At 39.8% G+C, this 14852-nt stretch carries 14 protein-coding genes; 2 read left to right on the top strand and 12 right to left on the bottom strand.

Features of this window, described 5'->3' with window-relative positions; all coding sequences use genetic code 11:
• Positions 1-37: 37 nt before the first annotated feature.
• The 3 genes from ACIQXQ_RS07490 to ACIQXQ_RS07480 form a co-directional block, all read right to left on the bottom strand.
• Entirely contained in the window at positions 38-1315 is a 1278-nt protein-coding gene (locus ACIQXQ_RS07490; protein WP_402875396.1) for an MFS transporter, read from the bottom strand.
• A 320-nt stretch (positions 1316-1635) separates the two neighbouring features.
• Entirely contained in the window at positions 1636-3246 is a 1611-nt protein-coding gene (locus ACIQXQ_RS07485; RefSeq protein ID WP_402956431.1) for a long-chain-fatty-acid--CoA ligase, read from the bottom strand.
• Between the two features lie 345 nt (positions 3247-3591).
• Positions 3592-4773, bottom strand: coding sequence for a thiolase family protein (locus ACIQXQ_RS07480; RefSeq protein ID WP_402875390.1), 1182 nt, complete (start codon positions 4771-4773; stop codon positions 3592-3594).
• A 344-nt stretch (positions 4774-5117) separates the two neighbouring features.
• Here ACIQXQ_RS07480 and ACIQXQ_RS07475 point away from each other — a divergent pair, with 344 nt between their 5' ends.
• Positions 5118-5537 (top strand): Hsp20/alpha crystallin family protein, encoded by a 420-nt coding sequence (locus ACIQXQ_RS07475; protein WP_402875388.1) that lies wholly within the window; start codon positions 5118-5120, stop codon positions 5535-5537.
• Between the two features lie 58 nt (positions 5538-5595).
• On the opposite strand, the gene ACIQXQ_RS07470 is transcribed toward ACIQXQ_RS07475, so the two are convergent.
• The 9 genes from ACIQXQ_RS07470 to ACIQXQ_RS07430 form a co-directional block, all read right to left on the bottom strand.
• Positions 5596-8730, bottom strand: coding sequence for an AAA family ATPase (locus ACIQXQ_RS07470; protein ID WP_402956429.1), 3135 nt, complete (start codon positions 8728-8730; stop codon positions 5596-5598).
• Positions 8727-9872, bottom strand: coding sequence for an exonuclease SbcCD subunit D (locus ACIQXQ_RS07465; protein WP_402956427.1), 1146 nt, complete (start codon positions 9870-9872; stop codon positions 8727-8729). Before ACIQXQ_RS07465 ends, ACIQXQ_RS07470 begins: the two co-directional genes overlap by 4 nt.
• 140 nt (positions 9873-10012) lie before the next feature.
• Positions 10013-10441 carry a DUF2621 domain-containing protein gene (locus tag ACIQXQ_RS07460; RefSeq protein ID WP_402956425.1) on the bottom strand — a complete coding sequence of 143 codons (429 nt, stop codon included), beginning with the start codon at positions 10439-10441 and terminating at the stop codon, positions 10013-10015.
• Positions 10442-10525: 84 nt separating this feature from the next.
• Positions 10526-10831, bottom strand: a complete 306-nt coding sequence (locus ACIQXQ_RS07455) for a DUF3219 family protein (protein ID WP_402956423.1) — start codon at positions 10829-10831, stop codon at positions 10526-10528.
• A gap of 123 nt (positions 10832-10954) precedes the next feature.
• Positions 10955-11182 carry a sulfurtransferase TusA family protein gene (locus tag ACIQXQ_RS07450; RefSeq protein WP_402956421.1) on the bottom strand — a complete coding sequence of 76 codons (228 nt, stop codon included), beginning with the start codon at positions 11180-11182 and terminating at the stop codon, positions 10955-10957.
• 33 nt (positions 11183-11215) lie between these two features.
• Positions 11216-12268 (bottom strand): YeeE/YedE thiosulfate transporter family protein, encoded by a 1053-nt coding sequence (locus ACIQXQ_RS07445; RefSeq protein ID WP_402956419.1) that lies wholly within the window; start codon positions 12266-12268, stop codon positions 11216-11218.
• A gap of 174 nt (positions 12269-12442) precedes the next feature.
• Complete coding sequence (locus ACIQXQ_RS07440) at positions 12443-12919, bottom strand: CcdC family protein (RefSeq protein ID WP_402875374.1); 477 nt, start codon at positions 12917-12919, stop codon at positions 12443-12445.
• Between the two features lie 113 nt (positions 12920-13032).
• Entirely contained in the window at positions 13033-13392 is a 360-nt protein-coding gene (locus tag ACIQXQ_RS07435; protein ID WP_402875372.1) for a response regulator, read from the bottom strand.
• Between the two features lie 190 nt (positions 13393-13582).
• A complete protein-coding gene (locus ACIQXQ_RS07430) occupies positions 13583-14290 on the bottom strand; it encodes a cytochrome c biogenesis CcdA family protein (protein ID WP_402875369.1) in 708 nt (235 codons plus the stop codon).
• 238 nt (positions 14291-14528) lie between these two features.
• Here ACIQXQ_RS07430 and ACIQXQ_RS07425 point away from each other — a divergent pair, with 238 nt between their 5' ends.
• Positions 14529-14696, top strand: coding sequence for a Spo0E family sporulation regulatory protein-aspartic acid phosphatase (locus ACIQXQ_RS07425; RefSeq protein ID WP_402875367.1), 168 nt, complete (start codon positions 14529-14531; stop codon positions 14694-14696).
• Positions 14697-14852 lie beyond the last annotated feature (156 nt).

The raw sequence follows: 14852 nt of genomic DNA, 5'->3' as shown, positions 1-14852 counted from the left end.
TCCGCTCCTCTATTATATTTTTTATGCTGGGTAACTCTTATGAAGATTTCAAATCATAATCTTCTGTTGGTCTGATTTCCTGCCCATCTTTTGACTTAGTTGGCTTAACGAACATGGCAAACAATAAGCCGAATACCAGAACAAGGGCAGCCATGAACAAAATGGACAAGTTATAGCCTAGTATTTTATTCCCCGCCGCTAAACTAATGATATAACCCGTTAGTAGAGGAGCTACAATGCCTGCAAGATTGCCTGAAGACGTTAAGATACTTGTCATCAGTCCGCCGCGTTCACGCATTTCATTGATCATGATCGTTGGTCCAATCGGTAATATGGAATAGGTGAGACCTTTAGCCAAGCACATTGCAAAAATCACCCAAATTGGATTTTGAAAGACCATGATGGAAGATAGGAATAGTGAACCCATGATCATTGCTCCAGCTACAACCAAGACCCTGGATGAACGCCAATTCTGATTTTTCTTGAATAAGTAATCCGATAACATGGAAACACCCATATAAATACATACGGAAATGACTCCAATGATTGCTATGCTCGTGCCCATCTGTCCGGGTGTCATATTTACGACTTCCACTAAATAAATCGGTAACCAAACGGAAAACCAGACGACCAGAATATACGTTGAGAAATATGCGAGTGTCGTAAATAAAGCGGTTGGAGACGCTAAAAGCACGAGAAAGTCTTTCAGTTTGAATTTCTCCATCTTTTCTTTCTTTTTCTTCTGGACCTTCTCATATACTTGAACGGGATTTTCCTTCGTTAAAAATTGAAATAAGAAGAACCAGACAAGGCTTGCTACTCCAAGACTAGCAAAGGCCACTTTCCATCCAAAAATGGTAATCATGGAAACAAGAAGCGGTGCAACAATCATCGCACCAACCGTTCCCCCTCCCACTACAACCGAGTTGGCTAATCCCCGTTGTTTCGGGGGGAACCACTTATCCGCATGGCTATAAGCAATAGGGCTATATGGCCCTTCGAATGCCCCAAGTAAGATTCTATAAATAATTAATAGTGGCAAAGCAGCAATGGCCAAAACACCAAATTGTAAAACAGTCCATGTCAGCATGATGAACCCCAGTACTTTCTTGGCCCCGAGCTTATCAGCCCATGCGGCTCCAAAAATGCCCGTTACAGGATAGAGCCAATAATAACTGCTTCCTACAAGTCCCCATTCGGCATAGGAAAGATCGAATTCCTTCATGATTGGCACAGCGGCCAGTCCGATTATTGATTTATCAGCAAAGTTAATGACCGCTCCGAGGAATAATAGAGAAAGAACAAACCAACGCATGTGAATCCCCTCGTTTCTTTGTGAATAGATAGTCTTATAGTCTTGGTGGTTGAATTATCGCTTCTGATGGTCGAATTACTTGCTACCATGGTTGAATTATCTGGCTGTGTGGTCGAATTAATGCCTTTCTTGGTTGAATTCCATTACGAAACTAGGAATCTCATTAGAACCTCCAGTCACATATAGCAGTAGTACCTGGCCACTGAGGAATGAAGAACATTCATCTTCGAAAAAAGCATATCTTCCGACTTCCCGATTTCCTCCACTGGAATGCTATTGATTCTTGCTTCCACTACCTCCATTAAAAAGCTGGATCCGCTTCAATCCTTCTTTGTCCTCTTTTCCAGTTCCTCTTTTATAAGCAACCTTTTTAATAGTTTGCCAACGGTGTTTCGCGGCAGTTCCTCCCTTACTTCAAATTGCTTCGGAACCTTATAGGGTGTCAGCTGGGTATAGCAATATCCTTCAATTTCCTCAAGGTCAATGTTGGCATCCTTCATTGGAACAATGAATGCCTTTACGACCTCTCCTAATTCTTTATGCGGTATCCCCACCACAGCCGCCTCCTGAATATCCGGGTGCTGATAAAGGACACCTTCCACCTCTTGCGGATATATATTAAACCCGCTAATAATGATCATTTCTTTTTTTCTGCCGACAATGTAGAAATACCCCTCTTCATCCACTGAAGCAAGATCGCCTGTATACAACCAGCCATTTTGGAGAGCTTTTCTCGTTTCCACCTCGTTATTCCAATATCCCTTCATAATTTGTGGGCCTTTTATAAGCAGCTCTCCCACCCCTTTGGATGGCACTTCATTATTGTCCGCGTCTACGATCATACAATCGGTTCTAGGAAAAGGAATGCCGACACTCCCGATTTTCCTTTTACCTAAGGGCGGATTACGATGTGTGGAAGGAGAGGCTTCTGATAACCCAAAACCTTCTCCTATAGAAGCACCTGTCAGCTTCTCGAATCGATTAATGACTTCAACTGGCATGGGTGCTGAGCCACAAGAACAATTTTTCAGACAATCCAGTCCATATTTTTCGATTTCAGGATGATTGACGAACGCATTGTACATCTTTGGAACGCCTGGAAAAAAAGTCGGACGGTACTTTTGAATATTCATTAGTACATTTTGAATCTCGAATTTAGGAAATAATAGAATGGCAGCTCCAATATAAATTCCGAGATTCATGGCACTTGTCATCGCGTAAACATGATAAAGCGGTGTCGCTGCCAGCACGACTTCCTTTCCGGGCACCATCAAATCCCCATACATTTCAGAGCTCTGTATAACATTGGAAGTCAGATTGTAATGGGTAAGCATCGCTCCCTTCATTTTCCCCGTCGTCCCTCCCGTATACTGGATGACCGCAATATCTTCAAGAGGATTTATCGTTTCAACTTCCTTGATTTTTTCTCCATTTTCTATCAAAGAACGTAGGGATAGGCCGTCTAATTGGTCATCGTCCGTCTTCATGCAGATTGAAAAATCATATATCGCTTTTGTTTCTTCAATGGTAGTAGCGGCCAATTGGTCATACACAATATATAGAGCATTAGAATCCACTAATATTTGGAGCAGTTCCCTAGGCTTATACATAGGGTTCAGTTGAACAACAATGAGTCCCAGCGCTTGTGCAGCGTAATAACTGATGATGAAATAAGGATGGTTGGCCATCATAAGGCCAATTCTTTCACCTTTCACGAACCCCATTTCTTTCCACTTACCTGCAAGTTTATCTACCTGTGATTTCAGGCTTTTATAATCCATGAGATGGCCTTCAAAAATAATGGCTGTATGATCAGGGAATTTCTTTGCTGATTGGTCCAGTAGTGTATAGACGGAAATTTCCGGTAGAAGTAATGACGACATTCCTTCTGCATACCATTGCTCCCATGGTTGTTTTACTGTTTTTCGCACCTTTAACCCCTCCATTTTTCTCAAATCCGATTCTTCTACATATGGTTTACACATATAACAATGCAAGTTTCATGCCAAATCACACACTGGGGAAACAGCTAATTTTTTAGAGTGATCAAATTCATTTTTGAATCTTACTCGTTATAAAGCCTTTGTTTTAAAGGATTCATCCATAACCTGATAATTCATTTTTGAATTTTTCTCATTTACCAGAAAATCAAAAAACCCAACCTTCTACAATAAGGATGGGTATACTAGCATATTAAGAGAAAGTGCAGGTATAATCGGTGGCTAAGTTTTGTGTTTTAATGAGTTAAGCTTAGTGAAGAGTTTTTCAAATCCCTATTAAGCCAATTCCAATAAAATGGCCATCCCTTGTCCACCGCCAATACATAGGGTTGCCATTCCGTATTTCTCTTGGCGCCGTTGCATCTCGTGAATTAATTTGGTCATGATAATCGCCCCCGTCGCCCCTAGTGGATGGCCTAATGCAATGGCTCCACCGTTGACATTGACATTAGCAGGGTCTAGCTTGGCTTCCCGTATAACAGCCAATGATTGTGATGCGAATGCCTCATTCAACTCGAACAGTCCGATATCTTCAACTGCCAGTCCAGTCTTTTTCAATAGGTTCTCGATCGCGGGAACGGGACCGATTCCCATATAACGTGGATCGACACCAGCTGTAGACCAGTTTACAATCTTGGCAATCGGTTTGATATCAAGATTAGAAGCCTTTTCGCGGGTCATCAAAACTAAAGCACTTGCACCATCATTACGGCCACAGGCATTACCAGCCGTGACTGTTCCATCACTTTTGAAGACGGGCTTCAAATGGGACAGTTTTTCTATCGATGTTTCTCTTGGGTGCTCGTCCACTTGAAATACTGTTGTGCTTTTCCTAGTCTTTATTTCAACCGGAACGATTTGAGATTCGAAGGAACCAGAATCAATCGCCTTTCTTGCCCTTCTTTGGCTTTCTACAGCAAAGGTGTCCTGGTCTTCCCGGGAAATTTGGTAGGCTTCCGCTACGTTTTCTGCTGTTATCCCCATTCCCAAATCTTTTCCATACACTTCGGTTGGCTGCTGTCCATTTTCAAGATTAGAATCAACTAGATGAGGTTTTCCTTCTCCAAATCGTGAATTTCTGAGGTAAATGGGGGCTCTACTCATATTTTCCGCTCCACCTGCCACGACAATATCATCCGGATTAAAAGCTAGATGCTGAACACCGGAAATCACTGCCTGTATGCCTGAAGCACATAGGCGGTTTACTGTATAAGCCGAAGCTTCAGGAGGGATACCCGCTCTTAACGCGGCAACACGTGCTAGATTTGAAGATTCGGTCGACTGGCGCACTTCACCAAAAATCACTTCATTTATCTGCTCGGGTGCCAGACCTGCTCTCTCGATTGCATCCTTAATGACCGTTGCCGCTAGATGACCCGCTTGTACATCTTTTAGTTGTCCTCCCATTTTACCTATAGCCGTACGGTTCGCACTTACAATGACAAATTCATGTTCCATTCCAGTTCCTCCTAGCTTCTTAAAGAAAAAAAGGAAAGCAGGTCAATCTGCTCTCCTCGATTTTTCTGTTTATACTGTTATCTTCTTCATGAACGAGTCTAAATCCTCTTTAGTTTCGTGCATTAATTTTGCTTGTATCGATTAATGGTTTTGCCAGCACCAATTTTATCGGTCTTCACTTCGTATGGCGCAAAGATAATAATCATTGCACTGAAAGAAAATCACCGTTGTGTTTGTATCTAATCCACATATATTTTAGTTAAGTTAGAAAGTTTTCCTAATTATCACCATTTTCGATACTTCCAACATATAATACAAACAAAGGCAAAACCGGGGGTATCCACATGCAAGATAAACTACATGATGTACAGATGAATGAGGTAAAGGTTTTTGATGAATGGGTGAAAAAGTTTTTTCTTAATCCGGAGACAAGTAAATTGGACCATCAATTATTTACAATTGACATTTACGAAAGTGATGACGAGTATATGGTGGAAGCAATATTGGAAAACCATGAAGCAAAGGATATTAAAGTGCGTTTAAAAGATAACGAAATTTTGATTACCGTTGAAAAGCCTCACAAACCTTTTCAAAAGCTATTTCATAAAGATAAAGCGATTACATCACCTACACAACGAAAAATTTCTTTCCCTTTTTCCATCTGTTCACGAAGGATCACTGCCGAGTTTACCCACCCATCATTAGTGATTCGTATTCATAAGTATTCCCCCGGTAAAGACCAAGATAGTATTCAGATCGAATAGCTTTAAATAAAAAAGAATGGCTCCAGAAGCTACTTGCTTCCAGAGCCATTCTTTTTTATTAGCCAGCAAAATTAAATGTTGTGGTGCTTCCATTTTGAGTGGATGTGACTTGAAGCTGTGCATCGATTCGTTCCTTCAATTCAGGAACATGGGAAATGATGCCGACTAACCGTCCACTACTCTGGATATCCATTAATGCTTCAATGGCATGATCCAGTGATTCAGGATCGAGAGTACCGAAACCTTCATCTATGAACATCGTTTCCAGGGAAATTCCTCCTGCATTCTGCTGGACAATATCTGCAAGCCCAAGAGCAAGGGCAAGCGAGGCTTTAAAACTCTCTCCGCCAGAAAGCGTTTTGACATGCCTTTCCTGTCCGGTATATTGGTCATATACTGACAGCTCCAACCCACTTTGAATATTCCTGCGAGTTGGGTCAAGCTTTCGCAATAGCTGATAACGACCGCTTGTCATCTTTAACAGTCTCAGATTGGCTTCTTTTAGAATATCATCTAAAAAGGCAGCCAAAACATACCGTTCAAACGTAATTCGGAATGAATTTTGGCCTTTTGAAATCTCTGAAAGATGCCCAACGATGCTATATTTTTCATCCAGGCTTTTCTGCTCTTCTCTAATATATGCCAATTTCCGCTCGATTTCCTGGTTATTCCTTTGTTCAGCCTGTAGTTCATTCTGTGTGTGTCGCAACTTTTCCAATTCACCGTCAATGAATTCAAAGGTCTTTCTTAACCCCTCCAAGTCCGGTTTTGGTACATCTTTTAACTTCATTTCCAGATCATGAAACAAGCTAATCACACTTTGCCAATTTTGTTCGTATAATTGTACTTGTTTTTCCATAGATTCAAGCACTTCTTCAGTCCTTTTGGCTGCAGTATATTCCTTATAAGTAGCAAATCCTTGGTTGGACATTTCCACAACCAGCTTTTCACGCTCTTGATTTAATTCAAGCTTCAATGCATCTATATTTCCTGCGAACGATTCCTTTTTCGCATGGATGCCCGATTCTTTTTCTTTGACCAATTGAAGGGCTTTTTGTGCCTCTTCCAATGATTTTTGTAACTGCTTCTGCCTTCCGACTGCCAATTCAAATGCCCTTGCATATTCTACTTCAGTACGAATTCCTTCTGGTAGGGAATTCGTTAGGCCTGTAAGCTTTGTTGAATTCTCAATAAACCTGGTCTTTGTAGTATCTTCCATTTTCTCTAAAGATGCCAAGTTCTCTTTCAATTGAGTACCCTTCTCTTTTAAGGCAATCAATCGTTTCTCCAATTCGCTTCCTGCATCCTTCTTATCCATTAATGATTGTAAATGCTTTTGTAACTCTCTTCCTTTTTCCTCATATGACTTCAAGTATTCGTCGATAAGCTCGGAAGCGAACTCCGGAACGTCATTTTGTAAATCTGTGAATCTTTCATTCTTGGTGTCTGTGAGTGCCTGTAATTTCGATTCTGCCTGGTAAAATTCACTTTCAGCCTGACTTTTTTGTTTATCGGCCATTTTCACTATATTTTCCTGCTGTTTCAATTCTACATCCGATGGCATATTCTTATGCAAGTGTGCAGGCTCAGGGTGATCAATCGAACCACAGACGGGACAGTTTTCACCATCATGAAGCATGGATGCTAGCATACCAGCCTGACCGGCACGCCAGTTTTGATTGATTACCTCTAGTTTTTCTTTTTCCTGGAGATGATGATCGAGCATCATTTGAAATGTAGACTTTTTATTTTCCAAGACATCCATCATGCTTTCACATTCTGAATAAACAGCTTGTAGCTTTCTAAGTTTTGAAAGAAGCTGTTGGTTTTTTTCAAACTCCCTTTCTTTCTCTCCATAAAGGATGGCCACTTTTTCGGCTTCCGCCTTTTCAAGGCTGATTTTCTCCAAGTCCGTTTCGATTCTAGCAAGCTCTGAAATATTATGTTCACGGAGTTGCTTACTTTTCTTCCACTCTGTTTCATCTAAAGTAACCTGTTCTCTAAGACTTGAATAAGTCAAAACGGCTTCTTTCACCTGTTCAAGCTGATGTACATTCCGTAATGCCTGTTCTCGATCCTCTTCCTTTGCCAGCTCTTGCTCATAAACTTTCTGTTTCTTCAGGCGCTCCTCTAACAGTAGTTCGGCCTGCTTCGTTAAACTTTGAAGTTCAGATGTCACCTCTTTTACCTGTTTACCGATTCGCAAGTAATATTGCTCTTGTTTTTCTAGCGAGGCCGCTTTATGAGCCATTTTCATTTGTTCTTTTAACTCCATAATTTCCGGGCGCCTGTTTTCTAAGTCTGCTTTTTCATTTTGTAATCTGTCTTTTTCAGCAAATCTTTTCAATAAATCGGCGGCTTTGTATAGCTCTTGGTTGACCTGATCACGGGCATTCTGCTTTTCCTTTAGAAGCTCACCTAAATGTTGATGCTTTTCTGTAGCCGTTGATATCACCGAATGAAGCAAAGGAAGAATTTGTTGTTCATTTGGTTCAGCTGCTTCCAATAAAGATTGAAGCTCCGCATGATCACCCGGTTTGATGCCCTTCATTAATTCAATGCGACGCTGTGCGCTTTTTTCACTTTGTTTCTTAAGAAGTGATGCTTCCTCTTTTAATCTTTCTTCTATTCTCTTATATAATTCGGTATGGAATAACTTTTGCAAAATCTGTTCCTTATCTTTACTATCAGATGTTAATAGTTTACGGAATTCATTTTGCGGAATCATCAGGATTTGCCTAAACTGGTTCGCATCCAACCCAATGAGTACTTTGATTTTCTCTTCAACCTCGCGAACATTGGCTCCCAGTAACTTTCTCCCCTCGCCTTGTACCAATTCATATAGTTCTGCTTTCGCACTAACGGTTGTGGTACCCTCTCCTGATTTCTTCTTTCGTTCCTGCTGTGGGGATCGGGTAACCAAATATGTTTTTCCACGGAGAGTGAATTGCAATGAAACCTCCGTTAAGACGTCATCCTCGGCAAATTGACTTCGTAAATCTTGTCCACTACGGTCTTCACCGCTCGCTTTCCCATATATAGCAAAGCTAATCCCATCAAAAATGGTCGTTTTCCCGGCACCGGTCTTTCCTGAAATGACAAACATGGTCCGTTCTCCCAGTGTATTAAAATCAATGATTTCCTTACCCGCATATGGACCGAATGCTTGCATCGTCAAAATATGAGGTCTCATTTCAAAGCCTCCTCTTTCTTGACAGCTTCAATGACGGAAACCATCAGTTCCTGCTTTTGAGAATCGAACTCTCTATCTGTCATCTCCTGATAAAACGTCTCAAACAAGTCTATTTCAGACTTCCTTTCATCTTTTACGGAGGAATATGATTTTTTTCGTCTCAAATCGGTCAGATCCCATTTCCGTTCCAGGTGAAGCACATTCGGGTAAACTTGACGCAATCGGTTAATGGGATCGATGAGCGATCCCTCGTCATTCAAGGTAATCTTCAAATAATCGTCTACTTTTTGGTTTTGATAAAAAGTAACGTCAAGTAATTCTTCCATCGTGCCTGAAATCTCCCTCATATCATACTTAGGGGTCAGGGACCGATAGCGAATCTCAAAGTTACCATCTTCTCTCATTTCAACGATGGATAGCGACTTATTTTGTTTAGCTTCAGAAAATGAATACTTTAAAAGTGATCCGGAGTAATAAACCTTTTGATGTCGAATTGCATCCGGGCTATGTAAATGCCCAAGTGCCGTATAATCGAATGCATCGAATAAATCGGCTGTCACACAACCAGATCCACCCACTGACAGAACCCGTTCTGAATCGCTCGTTTTACCACCCAATACAAAAGCGTGTCCCACCAATACATTCGGCTCGTTTGGATTAAGCTTTTCCTCTATAGCCCCTGTTATCCTTCTCATCGCCTCTTGATGGGAATGGATGCTTTCATCCTCGAAAACGTGACGAACCGTCCCTGGTTCTGCATAAGGAACACAGTAAAAATTAACACCTTTGATATGGACTGGTTCACATGATTTTGTCAGTTTCCCGTGAATGTATAACTGGCTATGGCGGTACCATGATGAGCCAAATGATAACCTTTCAGCCGAATCGTGGTTCCCTGATATGGCCACAATGGGGATTTTCATTTTTACATTGATCGTATAAAGAATCTCATCAAGTAGCTCAACCGCCTCAGTCGGTGGTACGGAACGGTCATAAAGATCACCGGCAATGACCACCGCATCGGGTTTTTCCTCTTCGATTATCTCAATAAATTGTAGCAGGGCATGACGTTGGTCATCCGTCATATGGACCCCGTGAACAATTTTCCCTAAATGCCAATCGGCCGTATGGATAAATTTCATCGTTTCACTCCGTCCTCGTTTTTCTTACTACTATTATATCAAATATTAAAAAGAAAGCCTTGATAGAGTACAAACGTTCTAATTATTACCACAATCCATAATAAAAAAGGCACACTCTAAAGAGTATGCCCACCCTGCCTTCAGCTAAATAAATGCTGATAGGGATCCATATTCACTTGTCGTTCCGTCAACTTTTTTTGTAAAAACTTATGATCTCGTTTGGGTGTGGCAATGATATACCCACGAATCACCAAATCTTCTGTTATATCCGGTGCCTTTTCTTTCAAAGCCAATTCACCGATTTTACCAGCGATTTTATGACGGGCCACATCACGAAAAAGTTCCGGTACAGGGCTTACTAAATCTTCAAGTAAATCCTTTTGCTGTTGTGACCATAAGTGGTTCGTTTGTTCCAAGTAATACTCTTCCCAATCCATATCTGATTTCCCGTCTTCTTTCGGGAATCTCTTTAAGAACTTCCGAAACATGAAAAAGCCACCAATGCTCATCAACGTTACTAAAAGGACTACCCAAAAAAGGATAAACCATAAAAACCAGCCTCCTAGCAAAGAACCACCTCATATGTATAAATTAATTTATCGTTACCATTATTATAGACAGTAACCCATTTCTTTACAAGGCTGGTAATGGAATCAATCTTGAGAATCTACTTCGATTAACGTAAGGGAAAAGTCTCCCACAGCATTTTCTTCATATAAATTCGTAAGCGATGTTGAATAGTTGAAGATTTCTGCCCGGTATTCTTCTCTTGTCTCAGGAATCTTTAAATCAAAAACCATTTGATAGAGCAGCGTTGTGATATCATGATACTCCTCGCTCGTTACTTTAAAATCAAAACTAATCTTTCTAAGTTCTCCGCTTTCAGGGTTCTTTATAGATTCGGCATGAAAATTTGTGACCTGCAGCGAAACATCATTCAATACAACTTCATCAACCATTTCATTAACAACTCCTTAGTATATTAGATTAAAGTTATGTTACCACTCCGACTGCTTAACGCCAACGATTTAGCTTCAAAATAGAAAAAAACGTGCTAGGAAATCCCCGGCACATTTTTTCTATTAATTCCCTTTTTTAACGATTATACGCCATTGAGCGTCATCGACTTGTTCAAATTCCGTAATTTCATGACCTTCCATTGCAGCCCAGCGAGGGATACTTTCCGTTGCTTGGGTGCAATCGAAATTGATGATCAATTCTTCCCCTTTTGTCATACCTGCAATTGCTTCTTTAGCCTCTACTAATGGAAACGGACAAACCATTCCTGATGTCTCTAATACCTTTGCCATTTTACTCCACTCCTCTAATTAATGTGATAAAACTCAGGCAGCCTTTGATGCGCTTGAACTCTTTTGCTTACGGATGATAGTGAAATAAGCCGCTACCCATGTTCCTAATAAGAAAAAGACAATCGCGACCCAGCCTTGCCACGCAAATAATGCTGAGTTAACCAGTCCATTACCTATGGTACACCCGCCTGCGATACTCGCGCCAAATCCCATAATCACTCCACCAAAAGCATTATTACGCAATGTTTTCATATCAGGCAGTCTCCAACGGAATTCCCCGCTGCCTTTGGCTGCAATGAAAGCACCCAAGAAAATGCCCAATACTAAAAATGTACCCCAATCGATGAGCGCATCATCTCCTGTGATAAGGAACGTTAAAATATTCGCAGAAGGTGTAGTAATCCCTAAACCGAACATTCGCCCGGTCATCGCACTTAAAGGCCAAGCCACGATGGCAATAAGTCCTACCAATAATGCAGTGACAAAGGGATGCCAGCGTTTTTCAAATAAAATATGAGCCAATCCCGTTTTTTTCGGTTTCATCTTGAACATAGGAAGTTTAGGCTTTTTAAATTCCCTGATGACCAAGATACCAACTATGATTATCAAAACAATGACCAATAACCAAGGTGACACATTCAACGTTTCATGAATATACGTATCACTCGTACGATAAGAAACCAGATGATCCCCTGTAGCTTTCCACACGCCGTACTTCGTCATTGCAGCTCCAAGCATATAACCGAAGAGTGCGACCCAACTACCGATCATACCCTCTCCTGCCCGGTACCATGTTCCTGTCGCACAGCCTCCTGCAAGAACCATCCCGATACCGAATATAAAGCCTCCGAGGATGGTTCCTAACCAAGGAAAACCATCATTACCAAATTGAATGATTCCTGTATCCCGTAGTGCATACACACCAACGCTTTGTATCGCAATGACAATGAACGTAGCTAAAAACATTCGCCCGTCTTTCGCTATAAGCAAATCACGATATGCACCAACAACACAGAAACGGCCTCTTTGAAGCACAAATCCTAGTAGTAAACCACAAATAATCCCTAACACAATCATTTGTAACATAAACCGTTTCCCCCTTAAGTAAACAACAATAATATTAATATAATATAATTCGCATGAAATTACTATGATTTTTAATGAATTTCTCCTCTAACCTAATTTTGAATAGAACAACTAAGTGTTTTTACCAAACAAAAAAACCACATGTGTCAACATGCGGTTTTCACTGGGTAAAAGTCAAATCATCTTACCTTCACTAAAAGAAGCTGCTTTGACTTTTTTATATTGGTAAAGCATCACAACTCGCCAAGGAACAATCATACCGAAAGCAAGAAGGAAAAACATCCCACCAAGCACTCCAATTTCAATCGTGCTTCCCAAAATCAATTTAGCTACCAAACGAATTACCATAATACCGATTAAAATAAAAATAAATGCTTTGGAACGCTGAATATATATTTGTTCATCACGCACTTCGAATTTCGAAGTCTTGATTAATAAGATAGAAAATAACATACCAGCTATAAGAGCTTCTAAAAGTTCAGAACGTGTTACTTGAAACATCGGAAAAAGAAACATCAAAGCTCCTGTACTCATGAAAAGAGGCGGTAGTATAATCTTTTTCGCATTCACCGGTCTTTCCGTTTCCTTCATACGCAACTTAAAAACAACTAAAGCCATCAAAATAGCCATTCCTGTTGTTATATATATCATTTAACTCATCCTTTTTAGCTAATAGTAAGTAGGTACACACTAAGAAAACTATATAATAATTATAACCTTAAACAAAGTATATAGTACCTAAATCAGATTAACAAGGCGAGTATTTAATCCAATACCCTATTAACGGCATCCAAGACTCGATTCTCATCAAAAGGCTTTACAATAAAGTCCTTTGCTCCAGCCTCAATGGCTTCCACAACCATTTTTTGCTGCCCCATAGCTGAGCACATAATAACCATTGCAGAGGAAAACTCCTTTTTTATTTCCTTAACTGCATCAAGCCCGCTCATTATCGGCATTGTTATATCCATTATGACTAAATCGGGATTCAGTCTTCGATATAGTTCAATCGCCTCTTTTCCATTTTCACCTTCACCAACCACTTCATGGCCTGCTTTAGTCAATATATTTGAAAGTGTCATTCTCATAAATTTAGCATCATCAACTACTAATAATTGGGCCATAGCCGCTCCTCCTCATTTCAAACAACAAGCAGAACAAATAAAAGATATTCAAAGTTATATATTCCTAGAATATCTAAATTAAGTCCTAAAATCAACGAATTTTATAACTAAAGGAATAAAAAAAAGAGACCAAAGACTCAATGAAAAGCCTATACAATTCAAAAAATATATTTTTTTACATGAAAATGCACTAAAATCCAATAAACCCACCGAATAGTGTAGTTAAAACGGCAATGATTTTAGTCATCCAATCAAAAAATAAGATAATCCCCATAACAATCATTAAATAACCACCAATTTTCATAATGTACTGACTGTAGGTTTTTATCCATTTTAATTTCCCTACAAAAAAGGATAAAACAAAAAATGGGATGGCAAATCCTAATACATAAGCAATCATATAGTTCATAGCGGCACTAGGATTTGTTACCCCTAGCGTCATGACAGTTCCTAAAAGGGGACCGGCACATGGCGTCCATCCAGCTGCAAAAGCAAGACCAATAAGAATCGATCCCAAGTAACCACCAGGCCTGTTCTTAAATTCAAACCGGCTATCCTTCATTAAGGACTTCGGTTGGAAGATTCCCACTATAAACAATCCAAAAAGGACTATTAAGATGGCACCAATTTGACGAATTAACTCTTTATAATCCGAAAAGAAAGAACCTAAATATGTAGTACCGAATCCTAGCGCTATAAATACCAACGAGAAACCTAGCAAAAAGAACAACGTATGCAACATGCTTCTTTTTTGCAGCATAGTATTATCCGACTTGATTTCTCCCACGCTCATACCTGTGATGTATGATAAAAAAGCAGGATATAACGGCAAGCAGCATGGAGAAATAAAGCTCAAAAATCCAGCTCCAAATGCTAAGAAAATATTAATTTCATCCAAGACTTCCACTCCTATGTAAGACAACCTATAAACATTGTATCAAATTAGATAAAAAAATACATTTTTGGAATTGATAATTTTTCGTGACACCTGAAAAAGCTAATTAAAATGATCTTTACCCATAAGTGAAAAACTTATTTGATAACAATTCATCAAGGCTTTATAATTGTTATATTCATACATATTTTACAACAAATCTAAAAAAACGCCAATGCATTCGGATTAGAAAGGAATAGCTATGTTAAAAAGTAATGAATGTCTTGAACAAATCGAATTAAAACGAAGTGAACTTATTACTATAGTGGAGCGAAATGGGTTAAGTTCACATCTTGCCATCGAACTTAGTCAACAGCTTGACCAATTACTCAACATCTATCATGAAAAACATTATAAAACGGGTACTTGACTAAAGTGATACTGGTTTCAGTATATGACGTATATTCATCTTCATTCCTCAATGACGTGCACTTATTGCTTACCTCTCTTCTTCTCATTCCTAATCATTAATAAATAAAGACAAACTCCGCATAATAACATGTATAACCGTATTTCCTGGAGGAAA

This window comes from Peribacillus sp. NPDC097198 (genome assembly GCF_044762055.1).
Classification (GTDB): Bacteria; Bacillota; Bacilli; order Bacillales; family DSM-1321; genus Peribacillus.
The sequence above is the reverse complement of the archived record's forward strand: the minus strand, read 5'-3'. Positions and strand labels throughout refer to the sequence as shown.

What these genes read in the sequence shown, in the direction of transcription:
- ACIQXQ_RS07490 (WP_402875396.1), bottom strand. Translation starts at nt 1,315, where the DNA reads ATGCGTTGGTTTGTTCTTTCTCTATTATTCCTCGGAGCGGTCATTAAC.
- ACIQXQ_RS07480 (WP_402875390.1), bottom strand. Translation starts at nt 4,773, where the DNA reads ATGGAACATGAATTTGTCATTGTAAGTGCGAACCGTACGGCTATAGGT.
- ACIQXQ_RS07475 (WP_402875388.1), top strand. Translation starts at nt 5,118, where the DNA reads ATGCAAGATAAACTACATGATGTACAGATGAATGAGGTAAAGGTTTTT.
- ACIQXQ_RS07470 (WP_402956429.1), bottom strand. Translation starts at nt 8,730, where the DNA reads ATGAGACCTCATATTTTGACGATGCAAGCATTCGGTCCATATGCGGGT.
- ACIQXQ_RS07465 (WP_402956427.1), bottom strand. Translation starts at nt 9,872, where the DNA reads ATGAAATTTATCCATACGGCCGATTGGCATTTAGGGAAAATTGTTCAC.
- ACIQXQ_RS07455 (WP_402956423.1), bottom strand. Translation starts at nt 10,831, where the DNA reads ATGGTTGATGAAGTTGTATTGAATGATGTTTCGCTGCAGGTCACAAAT.
- ACIQXQ_RS07450 (WP_402956421.1), bottom strand. Translation starts at nt 11,182, where the DNA reads ATGGCAAAGGTATTAGAGACATCAGGAATGGTTTGTCCGTTTCCATTA.
- ACIQXQ_RS07445 (WP_402956419.1), bottom strand. Translation starts at nt 12,268, where the DNA reads ATGTTACAAATGATTGTGTTAGGGATTATTTGTGGTTTACTACTAGGA.
- ACIQXQ_RS07440 (WP_402875374.1), bottom strand. Translation starts at nt 12,919, where the DNA reads ATGATATATATAACAACAGGAATGGCTATTTTGATGGCTTTAGTTGTT.
- ACIQXQ_RS07435 (WP_402875372.1), bottom strand. Translation starts at nt 13,392, where the DNA reads ATGGCCCAATTATTAGTAGTTGATGATGCTAAATTTATGAGAATGACA.
- ACIQXQ_RS07425 (WP_402875367.1), top strand. Translation starts at nt 14,529, where the DNA reads ATGTTAAAAAGTAATGAATGTCTTGAACAAATCGAATTAAAACGAAGT.